The organism is uncultured Pontibacter sp. (genome assembly GCF_947502515.1).
Classification (GTDB): Bacteria; Bacteroidota; Bacteroidia; order Cytophagales; family Hymenobacteraceae; genus Pontibacter.
Genome location: NZ_CANNAI010000001.1, coordinates 770188 through 790956, shown reverse-complemented (window position 1 = coordinate 790956; position 20769 = coordinate 770188). Strand labels below are relative to the sequence as shown.

The following is a 20769-nucleotide window of genomic DNA, read 5'->3' as shown; positions in this document are numbered from 1 at the left end:
TCTCAGAAATAAAAAAAGCCTCCCCCACCAGTCGGTGAGGGAGGCTTTTCTATACCTGTTTACTGCTTACTTCTTACCTTTTCCTTCCATGTAATTTAAGGTCAGGCTCGTCAGTGTCTTCACACCCAGCTTCAGGCCACTTTCATCGATAAAGAAATCAGGGGTATGGTGCGGGGCTACTTCCTCTGGCTTCTTGCCCTTTGACATACCGCCCACGAACAAAAACAGACCAGGGATCTTCTCCTGGTAGAAAGCAAAGTCCTCAGCACCGGTCACGGCTTTAGCCAATACCACTTTGTCACGTCCTGCTACGGTGTGCAGCGTAGGCAGCATGCGCTCTGTCAAAGTTGGGTCGTTGTAGGTAACGGGGGTTTGCGGGATGATCTCTACCTCTGCCACAGCACCACTGCTCTCGGCAATTTTAGTGGCAGTGAGGTTAATTTTCTCATGCAGCTTCTTCTGCATTTCCACATCCAGCGCCCGGATAGTGCCTTCCATCAGCACCTCCTCCGGTATAATGTTATTGCGCACGCCTCCGTGAATGCTACCCACCGTGATCACAGCGGCTCCCTCCGGCAACTGCGTCTGGCGGCTGATGATCGTCTGCAGGCCGTTGATGATCTGAGCCGACACCACGATCGGGTCTATACCTGACCAAGGGTAAGCGCCATGCGATTGCTTGCCCTTTACTTTGATGCGGAAGATGTCGGCACTCGCCATCGTACCTCCCGGGGTGTACTTGATGGTACCAACTTCTGTCTGCGAGTTAATGTGTAGCCCGAAGATCACTTCAGGCTTTGGCCCTTTATCGAGCACGCCTTCTTTGACCATCAGAGCGGCACCGCCCTCCTCGCCAATTGGCGAGCCTTCCTCAGCGGGCTGAAAGATAAACTTCACCGTGCCTTTCAGGTCGTTCTTCATACCTGCCAGAATCTCAGCGGCCCCCATCAGCATGGCGATGTGCGTGTCGTGCCCGCAGGCGTGCATCACGCCTACTTCCTGGCCATTGTAGGTGCTGCGTTCTTTGGAGGCGAAGGGCAGGTCTACCCGTTCGGTTACCGGCAAGCCGTCAATATCGGCACGCAGGGCCACTACCGGCCCGGGCTTGCCGCCCTTCAGAATGCCTACCACACCGGTATGGGCCACACCTGTCTGCACTTCCATACCCAGCTTGCGCAGGTGCGCTGCAATCTTCTCGGCTGTTTTGGTTTCGCGGTTGCCCAACTCCGGGTATTGGTGAAAGTCGCGGCGCCACTCGATCACCTTAGGTTCGAGTTTATCGGCCATGGTATTGGCCTTGGCCAGCAGTTTGGAGTCCTGCGCAAAAGCAGGTATAGTAACGAGCAGACCGAGGCAAAACGGCAAGGCCCGGCGAAGCAGGGGTTGAGGTATCTTCATGGTTGAGGTATAACTTTTAGGGAATACTAAAGCTACTCATTTTGCACGATGCATGCCAACAAAATAATCAGGCATCACGCCCCTTCAGCCAGCAGAGTCCCTGCGAAGCAGCATACCTTATACCTACGCACCTTTGTACACGTACAGTTATAAGCATGACCATAATACAACTGCACCCCGCCTATTTTTCATAAGCTGATAGAGAAAGTATATATTTACACGGAAATAACACCCATACACGATGACTGACGAGCAGAAGCTATTCTCAGAATTCAAGCCGGCCACGGCAGACGACTGGGCGGAACGCGCAAAAAAAGACCTGCGCGAAACACCCCTCGAAAGCCTCACCTGGCAAACCTACGAAGGCATCACGATCAAGCCCTACTATACCCGCGAAGACATCAAGGACCTGCCTTTTGCGCAACATAAACCCGGAGACTTCCCTTTTCTGCGCGGCAATGCCGGCAGCGATAACAGCTGGCAGAACATCCAGAAGATAAAAGCGGAGGCCAACAGCAAGACCGCCATCGACAAAGCGGCCGACGCCCTGAGCAGAGGCGCCGACGGCGTTCATTTCGTAGTGGAAGACCCGGTGACATTTGACCTTGCCTACCTGGCCGAGCGTATCGACCTGACGGCCCAGTCAGTTAGCTATACCTTGAGCGGTGACCCGGTGGCGTTCTTGAAGGGCCTCTATACCTTGCTCTCAAAGCAAAACATCTCACATCGCAACCTGAAGGGCTTCCTGAACTACGATCCGATGTCAGGTAAAGGAGTGCTGACTGAGGCAGAAAACAAAGCCATCACCACCGTACTCGACCTGACCAAGGATAGCAGCGACTTTTATGGCGTAACTGTTTGTGGCACCAACTTCAGTAGCATCGGCGCGTCGCTTATACAGGAGGTAGCCTATACCTTGAGTGCCGCCGTAGCTTATACCGATCGCCTCACCACAGCCGGCGAGCCGCTTGAGTCGGTGCTGCGTAACATGCAATTCTGCATGGGAGCCGGTACCAATTACTTTTTTGAGATTGCCAAGCTCCGTGCCCTGCGCCTGTTGTGGGCTGCTGTGGTGGAGGCCTACCAAGCAGAGCCAGCATTGGCTGCAAAATTGCGCATCCACACGACAACCTCCAGCTGGTACCAGACCACCCTTGACCCTTATGCGAACATGCTCCGCGTGACCACCGAGGCCATGTCGGCAGTCATCTCCGGCACTGATTCCCTTACCGTATTGCCTTTCGACAGTACCTTCAAGGACTCAGACGAGTTTTCGGAGCGAATTGCCCGCAACGTGTCCATTATCCTGAAAGAGGAATCTTACCTCGACAAGGCCGTGGATCCTGCTGCCGGCTCTTATTACCTGGACTCACTCACCAACGAACTGGCCTCCAAAGCATGGGAGCTGTTCAAGGAAGTGGAGGAACAGGGAGGTTTTGAAGCTGCGTATGACAATGGCTTCATTTTAGGCACTGTCACAGAAATAAACCGCCAGAAGTTCCGTGACATTGCCACCGGCCGCATGGTGCTGGTGGGCACCAATAAATACCCGAACCCGAAAGAAAAAATCGATTTCGACCCGGAGGAGCTGATCCAACGAGCCGAGTTCGATACAACCCGCGCCGCCTACCCGACCGAGGTAATGCGCATGGCTACCGAACTGCACCTGCGCAAGCGACAGCGTCGTCCAAGAGCAGTAGTGGCTGTTATCGGCAGCTCTGAGCGGCAGCATGTCAATGCTACTTTTGCAAAAGAGTTCTTTAGCTGCGCCGGTTTCGATACGGAACTGCAGCAATATAACGACCCACACGAGGCGGCCGACAGGTTGTTGCATGCAGCTGCGGAAGTAGTGGTCGTGGCAACGCCAGAAGAAACCTACGCCCGTGAGTTCGGACCAAGACTGCGCGCGCACAAAGACAGGCCGACCATCATCATGGCCGACAACCCACAGGAGATGAAAGATGAAATGGTGGCTAATGGCTATGACGAGTTCATCTTTGAAGACTGCGATATGTCTACCATTCTGGAGCTGGTGCAGAAAAGGCTAGCACGGGAAGAGGACACTAATGCGAACTAAGCACTTTGCCGCCATTCTCCTGTTAACAGGTATACTGGCAGCTTCCTGCACAACACACACAGATAAAACTGTAAAAAACGAACGCATCGCTATGACTGACGCAATATCAGAAGTAAAACAAGCCCTCGACGGACAGGTAGCCGCCTGGAACAAAGGCGAACTGGAAAATGCCATGGACTTCTACTGGGAGTCGCCGGACATGCTCTGGATCAGCCGTAACGGTACTGAAAAAGGTTGGCAAGAAGTGCTGGAGATGTTCCAGACCGACTTCACCGACCGTAGCAAGATGGGTGAGTACACTTACGAGCCTTTGCACATCGAGCAGGTTGGTCCGGAGGCCGTGTACTACGTGTATCGCTGGAAGATCGACCTGCAGGGCAAAAAGCTGATGGGCGGTGTATCATCGCAGCTCTGGAAGAAGGTAGAAGGCCGCTGGGTCATCACCTCCGAGCACGCGAGCTGATATATTGAGTGATTGAGCGAGTTCGTGAATGAGTGGTTTTTATTTTTATTAATTTAATAAGTATTGAAAATGTGGTTGAGGTAACGAATCCACAAATTAAAACAACCACTTAATCTCTCATTCACTAATTCTGTCTATCACTAAATTACTAAATGAAACAAGCAGTATGATCTAGTAGAGGATGCACTAAAAATCACTCATTCGCTAAATCACTAAATCACTCATTCAAAAAAATGAAACCTGACTTTTCGAACATAGATATCAACAAGGTCGCCAAGGCTGAGCACGGTCCGAAAGACCCCTTGCAGCCAAAGGACTGGAAAACGGCGGAGCAGATTCCGCTCAAGAGCTATTACACCGCTGAGGATGTGCAGCAGTTCGAGCATATGGACTTTGCCGCCGGCCTTCCGCCATACCTGCGCGGGCCTTACAGCACCATGTATGTGCAGAAACCGTGGACGATCCGCCAGTACGCCGGTTTTTCCACCGCTGAGGAATCAAACGCCTTTTACCGTCGCAACTTGGCAGGTGGTCAGAAAGGCCTCTCCGTGGCCTTCGACCTGGCCACGCACCGTGGCTACGACTCCGACCACCCGCGTGTAGTAGGCGATGTGGGCAAGGCCGGTGTGGCCATCGACTCGGTGGAGGACATGAAGATTCTCTTCGATCAGATTCCACTGGACCAGATGTCAGTGTCTATGACCATGAACGGGGCTGTACTGCCGATTATGGCCTTTTACATTGTGGCTGCCGAAGAGCAGGGTGTGACGCCGGAGCAATTGAGCGGTACCATCCAGAACGACATCCTGAAGGAGTTCATGGTGCGCAACACCTATATCTACCCGCCGGAGCCGAGCATGAAGATCATCGCGGACATCTTTGAGTATACCTCACAGAACATGCCGCGCTTCAACTCCATCTCCATCTCGGGCTACCACATGCAGGAAGCTGGCGCCACCGCCGACATTGAACTGGCCTATACCCTGGCCGACGGCCTTGAGTATGTGCGCACTGGTCTGAAGGCAGGTATGGACATCGACGTATTTGCGCCGCGCCTCTCCTTCTTTTGGGCCATTGGCATGAACCATTTCATGGAGATCGCCAAAATGCGTGCTGCCCGTATGCTGTGGGCCAAGCTGATTCAGCAGTTCAACCCGAAGAATCCGAAATCGCTGGCGCTGCGCACGCACTGTCAGACTTCTGGCTGGAGCTTAACCGAGCAGGATCCTTTCAACAACGTGACCCGCACCTGCGTGGAAGCACTTGCCGCTGCCTTGGGCGGTACGCAAAGCTTGCACACCAACGCACTCGACGAGGCCATTGCGCTGCCAACTGACTTCTCGGCCCGCATTGCCCGCAACACACAGATCTACCTGCAGCAGGAAACTAACATCACAAAAGTGGTGGATCCGTGGGGAGGTTCATATTATGTAGAAGCCCTAACACACGAGATCGCACACAAAGCCTGGGAGCTGATTCAGGAAGTGGAAGAACTCGGCGGTATGGCCAAGGCTATCGAGACTGGTTTGCCGAAAATGCGCATTGAAGAAGCGGCCGCCCGTAAGCAAGCCCGCATTGACTCCGGCAAGGATGTGATCGTAGGTGTTAACAAATACCGTCCGGATCAGATTCAGGAAATCGACATTCTGGACATCGACAACACCGTGGTGCGTGAATCGCAGCTTCGCAGACTGGCACAGGTAAAAGAAGGCCGCGATAACCAAGCGGTAGAAGAAGCCCTTCAAGCATTGACAGTTGCTGCAGAGTCCAATGAAGGCAACCTGCTGGAGTTGGCTGTAAATGCTGCCCGACACCGTGCTACACTGGGTGAGATATCTGACGCATTAGAGAAAATTTACGGAAGACACAAAGCTGTGATACGATCCATATCAGGTATATACTCCGCTGAGCTCTCCGACGACGAGAACTTTGAGCGGGCCAAAGTACTGGCCGATCAATTTGAGGAAATGGAAGGTCGCCGACCACGCATCATGGTCGCCAAAATGGGGCAGGACGGTCACGACCGCGGCTCCAAAGTAATCGCCACCTCATTCGCCGACCTTGGCTTCGACGTGGACATCGGCCCATTGTTCCAGACCCCGGCTGAAGTAGCCATGCAAGCCGCTGAAAACGACGTGCACGTGGTGGGTGTATCTTCACTGGCAGCCGGTCATAAGACACTGGTTCCGCAGTTGATAGAGGAACTCCGCAAACTGGACCGCGCAGACATCATGGTGGTCGTGGGCGGTGTTATACCTGCCCAGGACTACGACTTCCTGTTCAAAGCAGGCGCTGCTGGCGTGTTTGGCCCAGGCACCATCATCTCTGTAGCGGCTCAGAATATTCTGGAGCAGTTGATCAGAGCAGTGAAGGAATAGCGTTATGAGTTAAGAGTAAAAAGCTGCAGTTGACTTCGGTTGGCTGCAGCTTTTTTATTTCTGCGCTGAAGTTCTTTCAGACACACTCCCTGTTCTGATAGGTATACGGCACACCAGTACTTTGCCAAGGGTCTTTTTAAACCGTACCTTTGTAGCAATCACAAAACTCCGTTATGTCATCTAAATCAATAAAATACCTTCTTCTCGCTATTACCGCTGTTCTTGTCATCTATTTCATCTACGACTCCTTCTCCCAACCCAGTGTCGATGACCTGGATGGTGATTTCAAAGAGGCGGCTTTTTACCGCAACGAGAACAATACTGGTCCGATTGTCAGGATTTATGCGGTAACCGTGGCCGACACCTTGTGGCAGGAAATGGAGCAATACGGCAACTACATGCCGCACACCAAGTATGGCACCACACGCGTATACTTCTTCCTGAACAGTCAGCCGACACCGGATCAGGTGCAGCCCGGACAACAGAATTTCGATCCGCAGTTTGCGCCCTATACCCTGGCTCGCTACGAGAAAGATGCTATGGGACAGGTATCATTCGTACGGCATCCATTCAGCCGTTAAATCATCTTTAAATGCTGTTTTGGCATTGCTACTTATTGATAATTAAGTAGTAACCCGCATTTAATACCGGCATATTTCTGTAGCGCATCTTCAAATTAACCGTAAAAGAGAGAATGTGTAACTTAAAATCTAGTATGCTATGAAAATGAATTGGAAAACAGCAGCTGCCTCTCTCTTTATAAGTTCAGCTTTATGTCTAACCTCTTGTGGAGGAGAATCCGGGGAAAACTCGGAAATGCCACCTGAAACCATGGAAGGGGACACACAGGAAACCGGCATAGAGGGTAATGGCTATGTTATGCCTGAAGATACTGCAGGAATGGGTACCACGACTGGTACAACTACCGGAACGACAACGGGTACAACTACCGGAACGACAACGGGTACAACTACCGGAACGACAACGGGCACTACCACTGGAACTACTACAGGCACTACCACCGGAGGTATGACAACTACCGGCACAACAACTACAGGCGGAACTACAACTGGTGGTACGACTACTGGTACAACAACAGGTACGACTACGGGAACGACCACCGGAACCACAACGGGAACAACTACTGGTACAACGACCGGAACTACTACGGGAACAACTACGGGAACAACTACAACAGGTACTACAACCGGCACAACGACGGGAACTACTACAGGAACTACTACTGGTACTACAACCGGTACAACGACTACAGGAACCACGACTGGTACAACAACCGGCACTACCACTGGAACGACTACAGGTGGTACCAACACTGGCACAACAACTGGTGGCACTACGACTGGCACAACTTCTGGGAGCACCACTGGCAACTAGTTATAACTAAGTTCTGGTTGCGGCACTTTCTAAGTTGCCGCAACCAGAACATAATTCCCACAATTCTCTACAACTGATATCAGACTATGAAAAAACAATGGACCTCACTTGCTGCCGGCCTATGTCTAGGCACAGCTTCTCTGCTGTTAACATCTTGCGGGAGCGAGAATCAGCAATCTGTACCGGATAATCAATCTATTGAAACCCGGGATATAAACAGCGATTCGCTGGAAGACAACCGGGTTGAGAACGCCAGTGGCGGTACAGGCACAGATGCCTCCGGCACCACCACAACCGGCACTACAAGCGGTAGCACAACAGGTGGCACCACTATGTAAGCACCTGTAATTCAAATAGGTATAAAAATCAAACAGAAAGCGGGAGGCTAATTAAATGGCCTCCCGCTTTTTTTATATTACAATAGTAATACTTCCAAACGAACAGATCGCTCCATACTATTTCAAGATTTTCCTGCAGGTATTCAGGAAACAAATAATCTTCTTGTTTTATAGCTTGTGTAATAGGTTGCATAATAGTATACTTGACCCCTTGCTTCCTTAATTCGTATGAATACAGATTCATATAAAATGTGCTGACCATGAAGCAAGGCAAATCAAAAAAATCATACTTCTTACTTAACCTGATTCTTTTGCTTTTATCTTATATTTTCGCTCCTTCCCCGGTACAGGCCCAGTACCGGCCGGAGACCGACTTACAAGAGCTTTTTCGTGATGTGCAGCTCCTTCCTGTCTTCCCGGATTCCAAAACTTTCGCCGATTGTGTGCCCCTGCAGGAACCAGTGCATATTTTACAGGCTTACCGGGAGCAACGTGTGCAGCCTGGCTTCGATTTGAAGGAGTTCGTATTGGAGCATTTTCTGTTGCCGACGCAGCCTTCTTCTAATTTTACGACCGATACCAGCCTCTCCGTAACAGCGCATATACGACAGCTCTGGCCTGTGCTCACCCGCATGCCTGATGAAAGTGGCGGTTCGCTACTGCCCCTCCCCCATGCATATGTCGTACCGGGAGGCCGTTTTCAGGAAATCTACTACTGGGACAGCTTCTTCACCATGCTGGGGCTGCAGGTAAGCGGCGAGAAAGCCCTGATCCAGCACATGGTCGACAATTTCACGCACCTCATCCATACCACTGGTCATATACCGAACGGCAACCGCAGCTATTACCTCAGTCGCTCCCAACCGCCCTTTTATGCGCTGATGCTGCACCTGCTCACCCAGGAGATGGGCCGTGATGTATTAGTAAAGTATGCCTCCGCACTCCGCAAGGAATATGCCTTCTGGATGGGTGGCGCAGAGCAACTCTCCCCAGCTAACCCGACTCACCGTAGGGTGGTGCTGTTGCCGGATGGCAGCATCCTCAACCGCTACTGGGACGACCAACCAGCTCCACGCCCTGAGGCTTACAAAGAAGACGTCCACATCGCCCAGGAGTCGGGCAGGCAGCCGGAGGAGGTATACCGCCACATCAGAGCCGCCGCCGAGTCGGGCTGGGACTTTAGCAGCCGCTGGTTTGCCGACAAGCAAAGCCTGAGCACGATCCATACCACCGATATTCTGCCTGTAGACCTCAACTCGCTCCTCTTCCATATGGAGCTGACGCTGGCTGAGATGGCCGAACTGGAGCGAGACCCTGCCGGAGCGTGCCTGTACCGTCAGAAAGCTAAGGCCCGCCGCAAAGCAGTGCTCCAGCACATGTGGCACGAGGCAGACGGCTTCTTCTACGATTATGATTTTGTGCAGGGCACCACGACCAACATCCCGACACTGGCCGCTGTTTACCCGCTATACTTTTGCATGGCCAAGCGCCGCCAGGCTGCTGCCGTGGCTGAGCGCCTGCAAAGCAGCTTCCTGAAGCCCGGTGGACTCGCCACTACTTTGGTGCACACCGACCAGCAATGGGATGCGCCGAACGGCTGGGCACCGCTGCAGTGGATGAGCATACAGGCACTGCGCAACTACAATCATCAGGATTTGGCCCGCACCATTGCGACCCGATGGATTACCCTTGGCACCGAAGTACACGAAAACACAGGCAAAATGGTAGAGAAGTATAACGTAGAGAATCTCGAACTCGAAGCAGGTGGCGGGGAGTACCCTAACCAGGATGGCTTTGGGTGGACCAACGGTGTGTTTCTCAAACTGATAGCGTTATACCCTGAACTACGCCCGATCGCTGAACGACAGCCTGCCATGTTGCAAAGCCGATAGGTTGTAACTAGTCTGCAGGGCAACTATAAGGTATGTATAGCGTTTTGCAAATCAGGTATAGCTGGCACTTGCTATACCTGATTTGCAGATTGATCCGGAAACTGGCACTCAGTTTGCAACAGGAGCGTTATATCTATAAAATCGCTTATGAAGCAGCTTAGACATATCCTTGTAGCGACCACTCTGTTGCTGAGCAGTTTTACAGCTTTTGCACAGGGTGAAACAGCCAACTGGTACTTCGGCAAAGGAGCCGGATTGGTTTTTAGAGGCGACAGCGTAACGGCAGTTGCCAATAGCAGACTGCACACCGAAGAAGGCAGCGCCTCCATCTCCGATAAAGACGGCAACCTGCTGTTTTATACCAATGGCATTACCGTCTGGAACAAGCACCACCGCGTGATGCCAAACGGCAACGGGCTGATGGGTATGAAGTCCTCTACGCAGTCTGCACTGATCATACCTAAACCCGCTTCTGACAGCATCTTCTACATCTTCACGACCGACATACAGGCGCAGTCCAATGGCTTGCGCTACAGTGTGGTGAACATGAACAAGGACGAAGGCAATGGTGCTATCACGGCACGTAACGTGTTCATGATCGCACCGGCCACTGAGAAGCTCACCGCCATACGCCACAGCAACAACCGCGACTGGTGGGTGATTGCGCACCGCTGGAACAGCAATGCCTATATGGCCTACCTGGTGACGGCTGATGGCGTGAACATGGAACCTGTGATGACCAACGTGGGCACGGTTCACGGCGGCGCTCACCGGAAAGCGATTGGTTACCTAGTCCCTTCGCCGGATGGCACCAGACTGGCAGCGGCCCTGTGGGATAGTGATAGCAATTTTGAGGTGCTTCGCTTCGACCGCAGCACCGGCGAGGTATCTGACCCTATTCTGTTGAAAGGTTACGAAGAAGCCTATGGCGTGTGTTTCTCTCCGGATGGCACGAAGCTGTATGGCACTGCTAACGGTAAAGGCGGTGGCAAAGCACAGATCATACAGTTTGACCTGCAGGCCGGTGATGAAGCGGCTATTGCCAAGTCAGCCGTGGTTGTGGGCACTTCCGGTAGCCCACGCATAGGTGCGCTTCAACTTGGGCCAGATGGCAAAATATATGTGGCCCGTCAGGACAACATACATTTGGGTGTGATCAACAAGCCGAACACACTTGGCAAAGAGAGCGGCTATGTAGACATGGGACTACACCTCGGTGGGCGCAAAAGCGACCTTGGTCTGCCAAACTTCCCGCAAGGTATACGGACTGGTGCGGCAAGGTCTGCTAATGTAAAGTGAGGTATAAGATAGTGATTAATGGAGCCGGGCAGTTTGTCCGGCTTTTTTGTTTCGTACAAATAGCTGGCTCGGTAACGCATAAATTCTAAATTTGTAATACAATCGATTCTATACCTAAAGCTATACCGCCTTGGCAAAACGTTTCAGCGCTGAAAAGTATGTAGAGGGCATCCTGGCCGGTGACCGGGTCATGTTGAGTCGCGCCATCACACTCGTGGAAAGCCGGCTGGCCTCCGATCTGGATCTGGCGCAGGACGTCATCAACCAGGTGCTGCCACATGCGGGCAAGTCGGTGCGCATAGGTATAACCGGTGTGCCAGGTGTGGGTAAGAGCACTTTCATTGAAGCCTTTGGCAATCACCTGATTCAGGAGCAGGGCAAAAAGCTGGCTGTACTCGCCATTGACCCGACCTCACAGCGCACAGGCGGCAGTATACTCGGCGACAAGACCCGAATGGAGTCGCTCTCTGTTAATCCGCAGGCTTTTATCCGCCCCTCTCCTGCCGGCAAGTCGCTGGGCGGTGTGACCCGCAGTACCCGCGAATCGATTATCCTCTGCGAAGCGGCCGGTTTTGACGCCATCATTGTGGAGACGGTAGGGGTAGGCCAATCCGAAACAGCTGTGCATGCCATGGTCGATTTTTTCCTACTGCTCATGCTGGCCGGTGCCGGCGACGAACTGCAAGGCATCAAGCGCGGCATCATGGAGATGGCCGACGCCATAGCCATTACCAAAGCAGACGGTGAAAATGCCATGAAAGCCAAAGCCGCTCGTGCCGAGTACCAGAACGCCCTGCACCTATACCCTATGGCTGCCTCCGGCTGGCTGCCGAAAGTATCCGTTTGTTCAGCCATGGAGCAAACCGGCCTCGATACGATCTGGCAAACGATAGCCGCATACCTGGAGCTAACCCGGCAGAATGGCTTTTTTGAAAGAAAACGCCACGATCAGAACCTGCAGTGGATGTACGAAGCCATACGGCAAGGTCTGGAAGATAATTTCTATGCACATCAGCAGGTGAAGGACCAACTGCCAGGTATAGCCGATCAGGTAAAGGAAGGCAGAAAGTCGGCTTTTGCAGCGGCGTCGGAACTGCTGAAGCTGGTGTAAGACATAAAAAAGCAGCCGGCACATTGCTGCACCGGCTGCTTTTCATCAATAAGTAAATTTATCGGGCCTCTTCTAAAGTAACTTTAGCCCACTTGCAGATCCCCCCCAGCGGAGGGTTAAACTTATATACATTTATTTTGACGGACTGCACAAACGGGAAACGCTCATAGATCTTATCAATGATCCGGTGCCCCAGGTGCTCCAGCAGTCGGGCCGGGACTTTCATCTCCTCCAGCGCCAGTGCGTACAGCACCTCGTAGTTGACTGTCTCACCCAGGTCGTCGCTTTCGGCGGCACGGCGCAAATCAGTTTCAATGATCAGGTCTATGCCATACTTGTTGCCGATCTTCTGCTCCTCGTCGTAAAAACCGTGGAAGGCGAAGAATTCCATCCCCTCCAATGCAATCTGTCCCATTAGCCTCTGACTAACCTATCTCGTCAAAGAAAGAACCTGCTGGTTTCGGCTGGCGGCTCTGTGCCCAGTCAGCCAGGCTATTGCGCGAAGGCTCTGTCATAGGCGGCTGTATCTCTGGCTGATCAGGTTTTACAGGCTGTATTTCAGGTATAGGCTGCTCAATTTCAGGACCAGGTATAGTACCCGGGTAGTCCGGCTTTGGCGGCTCGATCTCCGGAGATGGCACGTCTGGCACAGGAGTAACCGGATTCGGTATTTCCGGGTGCGGCTGTGTTACGTCCGGAGCCGGATCGCCAAATGGCTCGTAACCATTGCTGCTCGTAATAGCAGGTGTATTGTTAACAGCTGTGGCCGTGGCCTCAGGCAGTTGTATAGGTCTGTTTGTCGTTGTTTCCATATCTTTCAGGTTACGCAGCAGTTCGGGCTGTTCTACCCTAAGTTCTGCCGCTCTTGAAAGAATACTGGCTGTACTGGCTTTAGGTTTTGACTTTGTTTTTTCAGCTTTTTCCAACGCCTCATTGGCCAGATTGCGCAGGTCACGCACCATGCTCTCCAGGTACGACTCCATGCGCTGGTAGTCCTGCTCCAGGGCTTTTACCTCCTGCTGCATCTCGTTCACCATCTGCTCAGCTTGTTTCTTGCTGTCCTCCAACACCATGCGGGCCTGGTTGCGGGCAGTGTTCAGAAGCTGATCGGCTTGCAGCTGCGCCTCCCGGATCTTAAGCTCTGACGACTTGTTCGCCTGCTCCAGAATAGAGTTACCTGTGTCTTCAGCCGTTTTCAGTGTTTTGTATAAAGAAGATTCCACCTCGCGTAGCTTCTGCGTCTCGCGGTGAGCCGCCTCCAGCTTGTTGCGAAGGTCTTTGTTCTCATCGAGCAACTTTTCCCACTGCTGCGATAAGGTCAGCAAAAAAGCATTTACTTCGTCCTTGTCAAGCCCTCTAAATGCCTTCTCAAATGTTTTTTGTCTGATTTCTAAGGGTGTAATCTTCATGATCCAAACTGAATTTTATATCCCACACCGAAATGGTGCGGTCATCACTACACGAAACTAACTGATTCTGATGAGCCGACCAAAATAATTTGTTGACAGAGGTGCCATGGCTCGCGTTTCGGACTTTGTCAATAACCTTGAGCAGTTTAAAGGTCTGCGCGTCCCATACTTTTATGGACTTATCCATGCTGCAGGTGGCAAAATAGCGCCTGTCTGGGCTATAGGTTATGTGATTGACGGTGTACATGTGGGCGATCACATAACCGCGCTCCTTGTATTTTTCCTGTACCTGCCACACCCGAAGGTGGGCATCGCGCCCCGCCGTGAGCAGCAGCGAGTCATCTGGAGAGTAAACGAGCGTAAACACGGAGTTGGTATGTGCCGGCAGTTCATGCTTCAGTTCCATGGTGGCGGCATCAAACACCCGCACCAGGTTGTCGCTATACCCAGCCGCCAGTTCGTTAGTGGTTTTGTTGTAGGCCAGGCAGCGTACGCTCTGGTCCGACTTGCGCACCATGCTGCGTAGTTCAAAGTCATCAGCCCCGATCACGGCTATACCTCCATTACCCAGTCCCACGTATACCTGCCCCTTTTCCGGCACATAGGCGATATCGAAAATCGGTACTTTGGGCAAGGCTACTGACTTGTGAATGGCTTTGCTTTTGAGATCAATCACTTGCAAGCCTTCCAGGTTCTGCCCGATCAAGAGTAGGTTCTGCTCCGGCATAAACCGCAAGGCGTATACCGAAGTAGTGACCTTCGCAATCAGTTCACCGTTCTCGGGCTGATTCAAATCCCAGGCGGCCACCATGCCGTCGCTGCCTGCCGAATAAACGGTGGCAGGCGCAGCACCGCCCTCCAGGGTATACACACAATCGCGGTGGCCTGTCAGGGTGGCTACTTTCTGTACTTGTATCTTGCTGGCCATCTCTTCTATCTGTTACGCTTAATTTTAGCTAAATTTACAACAAATGCGGCGAACCCTTTCGTTGCCGACCAAAAATTACCGCTATGCCGCTGCTCCAGACCCGCGAACTTGACGCCCATACCTTACTGGGTGTGTGGCTTCTCGACGAAGCCCCGGAGGCACTGCGCCCTCTGTTGCCGGCCCATCTTATACCTGACGAAAACCTGCAACTCGCACACCCAAGGCGGCAACGCGAATGGCTGGCGAGTCGTGCACTAGTTTACCAGTTGCTGCAGCAGTTCACCTCTGAGCCGCTGCCTTTGCTGCGCGACGCCACCGGCAAGCCTGTGTTTGCAGAGTCTCCATTTCAGCTTTCCATCACACACTCTCCTCGTCTGGCGGCCGTCATTCTATCTGAAAAATACGATGTTGGCATAGATATTGAACAGGTGAGTGCAAAAGCGTTGCGGGTAGCCGACAAGTTTCTGACTGAGCAGGAAAAGCTATTTACCGCTGCTGATGAACAGCAGACTTGTTTGTACTGGAGCGCCAAAGAAACTTTGTACAAGATGTACAGCCAAAAACAGCTTATTTTTAAGGAGAACCTTTTGGTGGAACCGTCTCATGGCCCTGAAAACAACTTATTGCAGGGGCACGTAATTACCGATAATTTTTCTAAATTGTACCAGATCCATCACGAAGTGCTTCACAATCACGTACTCACTTATAGTGTAGATCGCTGATCCAACTTATACTCACCTAAACAAACAAACATGAAATATCTGGCTTCTTTTGTCGTAGCGTTCCTGGTCACGGCCAGTGTATTTGCGCAGGGCAGCTACCAGCTGGGCAGCAAAGTGGCTGACTTCTCCCTTAAGGACGGGCAGGGAAATGCTGTTTCGCTCAGCGATTTTGCGAGTAGCAAAACAGTAGTAGTTGTGTTCACGGACAATCAATGCCCATATGCGAAGCTGTACGAGAACCGACTTGTGACGCTATCGAGCACATATGCGGCCCGAGGTGTGCAATTTATATTCATTAACCCAGGTGTTGGTGCGGGCGAAGGCAGCGATACCAGACAGGATCTGGCGGCCAAGAATTACAGCTTCCCATACCTGGCAGACGAAGGCCAGCGCATCAGCCAGAAGTTCGGAGCCACTAAAACGCCCGAGGTATTCGTGCTGCACAACACAGGCAGTGACTTCGTGCTGAAGTACAAAGGCGCGATAGATGACAGTCCGCAGGTAGAGAGCGGCGTGCGCAACAATTACCTCAAAACCGTGATTGACGAAGTGCTGGCCAACAAAAACGTAAGCACCTCAGACAAGCGTGCGACCGGTTGTATGATCAAACGCTATTAAGCAGACCGATACGAATATTATTTACTCATTGCTAAAGACATCCTCAGGTATAGCTGAAATCTGATCCGCTATACCTGAGAGCACAAAACGAAAAGGCCAATTCCATAAGGAATCGGCCTTCTTTGTTTTTATCATGTACTTGTCTGGCAAAGTTAGCGAAACCAGGCAGCGGCTAAGGGTTATATCGTTGGATCGTCGTCTGTGATAGCCGTCAAGAGTTTGGTTACTTCAGTTGCCTTTTCCAAATCGTTGGTCTTCTCAAACGAGAACGCCAGGTTGCGCAACGCCCGCTTTACGATCTCGATGTTGGAGCAGGGCTCGTAAAAAATGTCTACCGGGTTCAGATTAAGCTGCACGATGTAATTGTCGATATCTGCTTTCGACAGCATCAGGCCCTTGTTATACACGTTGATATAGAACTGCACATCGCCCAGTTTATAGGTCAGTATGAAGAGGTTCGGTAGATTTACACCGTATACCGGCATCCCAAGGCGCTGCGCAATGGTCATGTAAATGACACATAGCGTGAGCGGGTTTCCGCGCCTTGTCTCCAGCGCCAGGTGCATCATGGAGTTCGACGGTGAATGGAAATTCTTGGTATTGGCCGAGAACTTTTTGTCACGGAACAGTGAGTTGTTCAGCGACTTCACCTGGTCATAAGGGTGCATATTCTCCTTCATGTTCGTCCAGGCGTCGAAGTACAGTTGGTCCAGCGCTTTTGACAGCGTTGCCAGTTCCACATCCGGGTACAGGTAGGTATTCACCAACCACATGCCTTCAACCAAATCCAGCCCTCCATGCTCTTTCCAGTCCTTGATGCGCTGCAAAAGGCCATCAAATTGCAAATTATGGATCAGATCCTCGATTCTCTTCTGCAGGTCCGAGTTCAGGGTTTCCTCCCATTCCTCCTCCAGAAAGGGAATAATGCTTTCGCCCAGCGACACAATCTTCTGCTCTACATGCGACGCGACCTCATAATCTATATCATCCAACAGCGAGATCAGCGCCTTTATCTCCTTCTTTGTCACAGAAATACTTAAACTTAATCAGGTAATAAAATATTCATTATTGTACTCCAATCCGTAAGTTTCAGATGTCAATTCTGAAACTTTATTTGAGCACCAAGGCAATCACGTTTGAATGACACCTACGTTATATGGCTTCTCGATTGGCGCATGGTTGGCGGCTTCTATACCCATGGAGATAACTTTGCGCGTCTCCAGCGGGTCGATGATACCGTCTATCCACAGGCGGGCTGCGGCGTAGTATGGCGACAGTTCTTCGTTATACTTTGCCGTGATGCGCTCCAGTAACTCTTTCTCAGCCTCCGGCGTAATCTCCTCCCCTTTTGCTTTCAGGGCAGAAACCTGAATCTGCAACAGGGTGTTGGCCGCTGCAGCACCACTCATCACCGCCAGCTGCGCCGATGGCCAGGCGTAGATCAGGCGCGGGTCGTAAGCTTTGCCGCACATAGCATAGTTGCCGGCTCCGTAGCTGTTGCCCAGAATGATCGTAAACTTAGGCACCACCGAGTTAGCCATGGCATTTACCATTTTGGCACCATCTTTAATGATGCCACCGTGCTCAGCCTTGCTGCCTACCATAAAGCCTGACACGTCATGCAGGAACACCAGCGGAATTTTCTTTTGGTTGCAGTTCATGATAAAGCGGGCAGCCTTGTCAGCCGAGTCAGAGTAGATCACGCCCCCCATTTGCATTTCGCCTTTCTTGCTCTTCACGATCTTGCGCTGGTTAGCCACAATACCCACTGCCCAACCATCAATACGGCCCAGTCCGCAAATCAGTGACTGACCATACAGCTCTTTGTAAGGCTCAAATTCAGAGTTGTCGACCAAACGGTTGATGATGTCCATCATGTCGTATGGCTTGGTGCGGTCGGCTGGCAGCATACCGTAAATCTCTTTCTCGTCGAGTTTCGGAGCAGCAGGTTCCACACGGCTGAAACCAGCTTTTGGGTTGTCGCCCATTTTGTCGAAAATGGTGCGGATATGATCCAACGCCTCTTTATCGTCTTTGCACTTGTAATCGGTTACGCCCGAAATCTCGCAGTGGGTAGATGCCCCGCCCAGCGTTTCGTTGTCAATGGTCTCGCCGATGGCTGACTTTACCAGGTAAGAACCGCCCAGGAACACAGAGCCTGTGCCCTCTACAATCAGGGCCTCGTCGCTCATGATCGGCAGGTATGCACCACCGGCCACGCAGCTTCCCATGATAGCAGCAATCTGCACGATACCCATCGAGCTCATCACAGCATTGTTTCGGAACATACGCCCAAAGTGCTCTTTGTCCGGGAAGATCTCGTCCTGCATCGGCAGGAACACGCCTGCGCTGTCTACCAGGTATACGATCGGGAGTTTGTTCTCAATAGAGATTTCCTGCGCACGCAGGTTTTTCTTGGCTGTGATCGGGAACCAGGCACCTGCCTTTACCGTGGCGTCGTTTGCTACCACCACGCACTGGCGGCCTTTAATGTAACCTATACCTGTCACCACGCCGCCGCTTGGGCAGCCGCCTACTTCCTGGTACATACCTTCGCCTGCAAAGGCTCCTACTTCCAGGAACTCCGTTCCTTCGTCGAGTAGGTACTCGATGCGTTCGCGGGCTGTCATTTTACCTTTGGCATGCTCTTTTGCGATGCGCTTTTCGCCGCCGCCCAGGTGTACTTTCTTCAGTTTGCTTTTCAGCTGGAAACTCAGCTGTTTGAGAGAGTCTTCGTTCTTATTGAATTCGATATCCATGAAGGGGTTATTATAAATAAGGGGACTACTTACAATGAAAAATCCGCTTTAGGGGCGGATTTCACAAATATACAATTTTTATAAGATGCACTATTGCCTTTTTGTGGTGTCAGCAGGCACTACCTCTACAGAGTCTGGAGCAGGGCGACGAAACTCATCCGGGTTGGCGTCCTGCATCTCCTTTACCTCCTCCAGTGTGATTACACGGCCCGTGGCATCCACCTTATACCTGTCTTTGCGGCCAATGAGCGAGAACTGCACATAGCGCTTTGGGTATGCCTGAATATCACGTAGCAACAGGTTGAGCGCTTCTGTGGAGCGGTTCATGTTCTGATACAGTTCCTCGTCGTTCATCAGGCGACCCAAAGAGCCTTGGTTTGAATTGAGTTTGGCGATAGTTGTTTCCAGCTCATTCACAGCTGAGTTGGCATCGCGCACCAGTTTCTTAATCTCCACCTGCTTGAGCGTATCTGTGATCTCAGTCATGTTTAACGCAAGCCGATCGATGTTCTTTTGTGTCTGCTTCAGAGCTGAGGTAAGTTGACTCAGGTTGCCCGTGATCTGATTGATATTGCGCTGGTTCTCGCGGAGAATGTCGTTGATCATCTCCGTGGTCTTGTTGGAGTTGGCCAGGATCTGCTGAATGTTGCCCTTCGCTTCGCTATCAAGCAGTCGGTTAACGCGGGCCAGCGTAGTATCTACCTTGTCGATCACCGGCACCGACTTAGAGGAGATCATGTCGGCGATGCTGGTTTCTTTAAAGGCGATCAGTTCTTCACCGCCATCAAACATCTGGGTGCTGTTGCGCAGGTGCAATGTAATGGCTTTGCTACCCAAGAGGTCAGAGTTGCCGAGGCTGGCGATGGTGGAGTCTCCGATCTGGAGATCTTTCCGCACCTCAATATCTACGCGTACCATGTTACCACGATCAGTGAGCAGCGTCATATCCTTAACCTGCCCTACCTGTATGCCATTCAGAATAACAGGATTAGAGGGTGTCAGGCCATCTACATTGTCATAAACGACGTGATAGGTGTTGGATTTAGAGAAAATCGAGGATCCTTTCAGGAAGTCATACCCGAAATACAGTATCAGAATTGCCACTATACCTAGCAGGGCAACTTTAATTTCTTTCGATAGTTTCACGTAGGTGAGTTTGCTTTTTGCATTAGTTCATGGCCTCCAGCTCTTGCTTGTATTCTTTGAAGGCTCGGTATATGCCTGATGCCATATACGTCTGACCTGTTTTATCGTTAAGGAATTTTTCTTCGGCAGGGTTAGTCAGGAATCCGGCTTCGATCAGTACACTTGGCATGTAGGATTTCCAGAGCACCAGGAATCCCGCCTGCTTCACGCCACGGCTTGTGCGACCAACCCGATTTTTAAATTCGTTTTCGATCTTTTGAGCGAATCGTAGGCTGTTGTCGATGTAGGCACTCTGGTGCAGGGCAAACATGATGTGGCTCTGTGGGGAGTTTGGGTCAAAGCCACCGTATTTCTCCTTGTAGTCATCCTCCTGCAGAATTACAGCGTTCTCCCGCTTGGCTACCGCCAGGTTGCCACTGGTGGTGTGGAGTCCCATGGTATAGGTCTCAGTACCGAAAGCAGAAGGCGGCCCTGCATTCAGGTGAATGGAGATGAACAGGTCCGCGTTGTTCTTGTTGGCAATTCCGGCACGGTCGATCAACTCCACGAAGGTATCATCCTTGCGGGTGTAAACAACTTTCACGTCAGGCACGTTCTTCTCAATTAACGCTCCAACCTGCAGCGCTAACTTCAAGGCTACATCAGCCTCATGTGAAACTTTGCCGTTACAGCCTATGTCTTTGCCGCCATGACCCGCATCGATTACTACCGTGCGCAGCTTGTATGCCTTACGGTATTCGAGCTTGCTGGAAGAGAGTAGAAGTAAACTTAGGGCCAGAACTGAAATAGTAACAATATTTCTCACAACGCTCGTTAGTTAAAAGTTAAAAACAATA

19 protein-coding genes are annotated in these 20769 nt (G+C 51.6%); 11 read left to right on the top strand and 8 right to left on the bottom strand.

Features of this window, described 5'->3' with window-relative positions; genetic code table 11:
- Positions 1 to 66: 66 nt before the first annotated feature.
- Positions 67 to 1398 (bottom strand): amidohydrolase, encoded by a 1332-nt coding sequence (locus Q1A54_RS03715; RefSeq protein ID WP_299985108.1) that lies wholly within the window; start codon positions 1396 to 1398, stop codon positions 67 to 69.
- A gap of 241 nt (positions 1399 to 1639) precedes the next feature.
- On the opposite strand from Q1A54_RS03715, the gene Q1A54_RS03710 reads away from it, so the two are divergent.
- The 9 genes from Q1A54_RS03710 to meaB all read left to right on the top strand — a co-directional run bounded on the left by Q1A54_RS03710 (position 1640) and on the right by meaB (position 12351).
- Positions 1640 to 3475 (top strand): methylmalonyl-CoA mutase family protein, encoded by a 1836-nt coding sequence (locus Q1A54_RS03710; protein WP_299985106.1) that lies wholly within the window; start codon positions 1640 to 1642, stop codon positions 3473 to 3475.
- On the top strand, positions 3465 to 3938 hold the full coding sequence (locus Q1A54_RS03705; protein ID WP_299985104.1) for a nuclear transport factor 2 family protein: 474 nt from the start codon (positions 3465 to 3467) through the stop codon (positions 3936 to 3938). The genes Q1A54_RS03710 and Q1A54_RS03705 overlap by 11 nt, the downstream gene beginning before the upstream one ends.
- Positions 3939 to 4171: 233 nt before the next feature.
- Positions 4172 to 6316 carry a methylmalonyl-CoA mutase gene (gene scpA, locus Q1A54_RS03700; protein ID WP_299985102.1) on the top strand — a complete coding sequence of 715 codons (2145 nt, stop codon included), beginning with the start codon at positions 4172 to 4174 and terminating at the stop codon, positions 6314 to 6316.
- Positions 6317 to 6489: 173 nt separating this feature from the next.
- Positions 6490 to 6897 carry a hypothetical protein gene (locus Q1A54_RS03695; RefSeq protein ID WP_299985100.1) on the top strand — a complete coding sequence of 136 codons (408 nt, stop codon included), beginning with the start codon at positions 6490 to 6492 and terminating at the stop codon, positions 6895 to 6897.
- Between the two features lie 250 nt (positions 6898 to 7147).
- A complete protein-coding gene (locus tag Q1A54_RS03690; RefSeq protein WP_299985098.1) occupies positions 7148 to 7711 on the top strand; it encodes a hypothetical protein in 564 nt (187 codons plus the stop codon).
- A gap of 86 nt (positions 7712 to 7797) precedes the next feature.
- Positions 7798 to 8049 (top strand): hypothetical protein, encoded by a 252-nt coding sequence (locus Q1A54_RS03685; protein ID WP_299985096.1) that lies wholly within the window; start codon positions 7798 to 7800, stop codon positions 8047 to 8049.
- Between the two features lie 311 nt (positions 8050 to 8360).
- Positions 8361 to 9941: an alpha,alpha-trehalase TreF gene (treF, locus tag Q1A54_RS03680; RefSeq protein WP_299985094.1), complete on the top strand. Its 1581-nt coding sequence runs from the start codon at positions 8361 to 8363 to the stop codon at positions 9939 to 9941.
- A gap of 147 nt (positions 9942 to 10088) precedes the next feature.
- The gene (locus Q1A54_RS03675; protein WP_299985092.1) at positions 10089 to 11240 is read left to right on the top strand and encodes a hypothetical protein; all 1152 of its coding nucleotides are present in this window, start codon (positions 10089 to 10091) and stop codon (positions 11238 to 11240) included.
- Positions 11241 to 11370: 130 nt separating this feature from the next.
- Entirely contained in the window at positions 11371 to 12351 is a 981-nt protein-coding gene (gene meaB / locus Q1A54_RS03670; protein ID WP_196114370.1) for a methylmalonyl Co-A mutase-associated GTPase MeaB, read from the top strand.
- Positions 12352 to 12409: 58 nt separating this feature from the next.
- Here the strand turns inward: meaB and folB are convergent, their stop codons facing one another.
- The 3 genes from folB to Q1A54_RS03655 are packed head-to-tail and all read right to left on the bottom strand — an operon-like array spanning position 12410 to position 14688.
- Positions 12410 to 12766 carry a dihydroneopterin aldolase gene (folB, locus tag Q1A54_RS03665; RefSeq protein WP_299985090.1) on the bottom strand — a complete coding sequence of 119 codons (357 nt, stop codon included), beginning with the start codon at positions 12764 to 12766 and terminating at the stop codon, positions 12410 to 12412.
- Positions 12767 to 12776: 10 nt separating this feature from the next.
- Complete coding sequence (locus Q1A54_RS03660; protein WP_299985088.1) at positions 12777 to 13760, bottom strand: DivIVA domain-containing protein; 984 nt, start codon at positions 13758 to 13760, stop codon at positions 12777 to 12779.
- Complete coding sequence (locus Q1A54_RS03655) at positions 13720 to 14688, bottom strand: WD40 repeat domain-containing protein (protein ID WP_299985086.1); 969 nt, start codon at positions 14686 to 14688, stop codon at positions 13720 to 13722. Before Q1A54_RS03655 ends, Q1A54_RS03660 begins: the two co-directional genes overlap by 41 nt.
- A gap of 83 nt (positions 14689 to 14771) precedes the next feature.
- Here Q1A54_RS03655 and Q1A54_RS03650 point away from each other — a divergent pair, with 83 nt between their 5' ends.
- Positions 14772 to 15410: a 4'-phosphopantetheinyl transferase superfamily protein gene (locus Q1A54_RS03650; RefSeq protein WP_299985084.1), complete on the top strand. Its 639-nt coding sequence runs from the start codon at positions 14772 to 14774 to the stop codon at positions 15408 to 15410.
- 30 nt (positions 15411 to 15440) lie between these two features.
- Positions 15441 to 16028, top strand: coding sequence for a thioredoxin family protein (locus tag Q1A54_RS03645; protein WP_299985082.1), 588 nt, complete (start codon positions 15441 to 15443; stop codon positions 16026 to 16028).
- A gap of 179 nt (positions 16029 to 16207) precedes the next feature.
- Here the strand turns inward: Q1A54_RS03645 and Q1A54_RS03640 are convergent, their stop codons facing one another.
- The 4 genes from Q1A54_RS03640 to Q1A54_RS03625 all read right to left on the bottom strand — a co-directional run bounded on the left by Q1A54_RS03640 (position 16208) and on the right by Q1A54_RS03625 (position 20738).
- Complete coding sequence (locus Q1A54_RS03640) at positions 16208 to 17056, bottom strand: transglutaminase-like domain-containing protein (protein ID WP_299985080.1); 849 nt, start codon at positions 17054 to 17056, stop codon at positions 16208 to 16210.
- A gap of 102 nt (positions 17057 to 17158) precedes the next feature.
- Positions 17159 to 18787: an acyl-CoA carboxylase subunit beta gene (locus Q1A54_RS03635; protein WP_299985078.1), complete on the bottom strand. Its 1629-nt coding sequence runs from the start codon at positions 18785 to 18787 to the stop codon at positions 17159 to 17161.
- 90 nt (positions 18788 to 18877) lie between these two features.
- Positions 18878 to 19933 carry an MlaD family protein gene (locus Q1A54_RS03630; RefSeq protein ID WP_196114362.1) on the bottom strand — a complete coding sequence of 352 codons (1056 nt, stop codon included), beginning with the start codon at positions 19931 to 19933 and terminating at the stop codon, positions 18878 to 18880.
- A 22-nt stretch (positions 19934 to 19955) separates the two neighbouring features.
- A complete protein-coding gene (locus Q1A54_RS03625) occupies positions 19956 to 20738 on the bottom strand; it encodes an N-acetylmuramoyl-L-alanine amidase (RefSeq protein ID WP_076420581.1) in 783 nt (260 codons plus the stop codon).
- Positions 20739 to 20769 lie beyond the last annotated feature (31 nt).

Excerpts from the sequence above, each read along its gene's own strand:
- Q1A54_RS03715 (WP_299985108.1), bottom strand. The coding sequence starts at position 1,398 with ATGAAGATACCTCAACCCCTGCTTCGCCGGGCCTTGCCGTTTTGCCTC.
- Q1A54_RS03710 (WP_299985106.1), top strand. The coding sequence starts at position 1,640 with ATGACTGACGAGCAGAAGCTATTCTCAGAATTCAAGCCGGCCACGGCA.
- Q1A54_RS03705 (WP_299985104.1), top strand. The coding sequence starts at position 3,465 with ATGCGAACTAAGCACTTTGCCGCCATTCTCCTGTTAACAGGTATACTG.
- scpA (WP_299985102.1), top strand. The coding sequence starts at position 4,172 with ATGAAACCTGACTTTTCGAACATAGATATCAACAAGGTCGCCAAGGCT.
- Q1A54_RS03695 (WP_299985100.1), top strand. The coding sequence starts at position 6,490 with ATGTCATCTAAATCAATAAAATACCTTCTTCTCGCTATTACCGCTGTT.
- Q1A54_RS03690 (WP_299985098.1), top strand. The coding sequence starts at position 7,148 with ATGGAAGGGGACACACAGGAAACCGGCATAGAGGGTAATGGCTATGTT.
- Q1A54_RS03685 (WP_299985096.1), top strand. The coding sequence starts at position 7,798 with ATGAAAAAACAATGGACCTCACTTGCTGCCGGCCTATGTCTAGGCACA.
- Q1A54_RS03675 (WP_299985092.1), top strand. The coding sequence starts at position 10,089 with ATGAAGCAGCTTAGACATATCCTTGTAGCGACCACTCTGTTGCTGAGC.
- folB (WP_299985090.1), bottom strand. The coding sequence starts at position 12,766 with ATGGGACAGATTGCATTGGAGGGGATGGAATTCTTCGCCTTCCACGGT.
- Q1A54_RS03660 (WP_299985088.1), bottom strand. The coding sequence starts at position 13,760 with ATGAAGATTACACCCTTAGAAATCAGACAAAAAACATTTGAGAAGGCA.
- Q1A54_RS03655 (WP_299985086.1), bottom strand. The coding sequence starts at position 14,688 with ATGGCCAGCAAGATACAAGTACAGAAAGTAGCCACCCTGACAGGCCAC.
- Q1A54_RS03650 (WP_299985084.1), top strand. The coding sequence starts at position 14,772 with ATGCCGCTGCTCCAGACCCGCGAACTTGACGCCCATACCTTACTGGGT.
- Q1A54_RS03645 (WP_299985082.1), top strand. The coding sequence starts at position 15,441 with ATGAAATATCTGGCTTCTTTTGTCGTAGCGTTCCTGGTCACGGCCAGT.
- Q1A54_RS03635 (WP_299985078.1), bottom strand. The coding sequence starts at position 18,787 with ATGGATATCGAATTCAATAAGAACGAAGACTCTCTCAAACAGCTGAGT.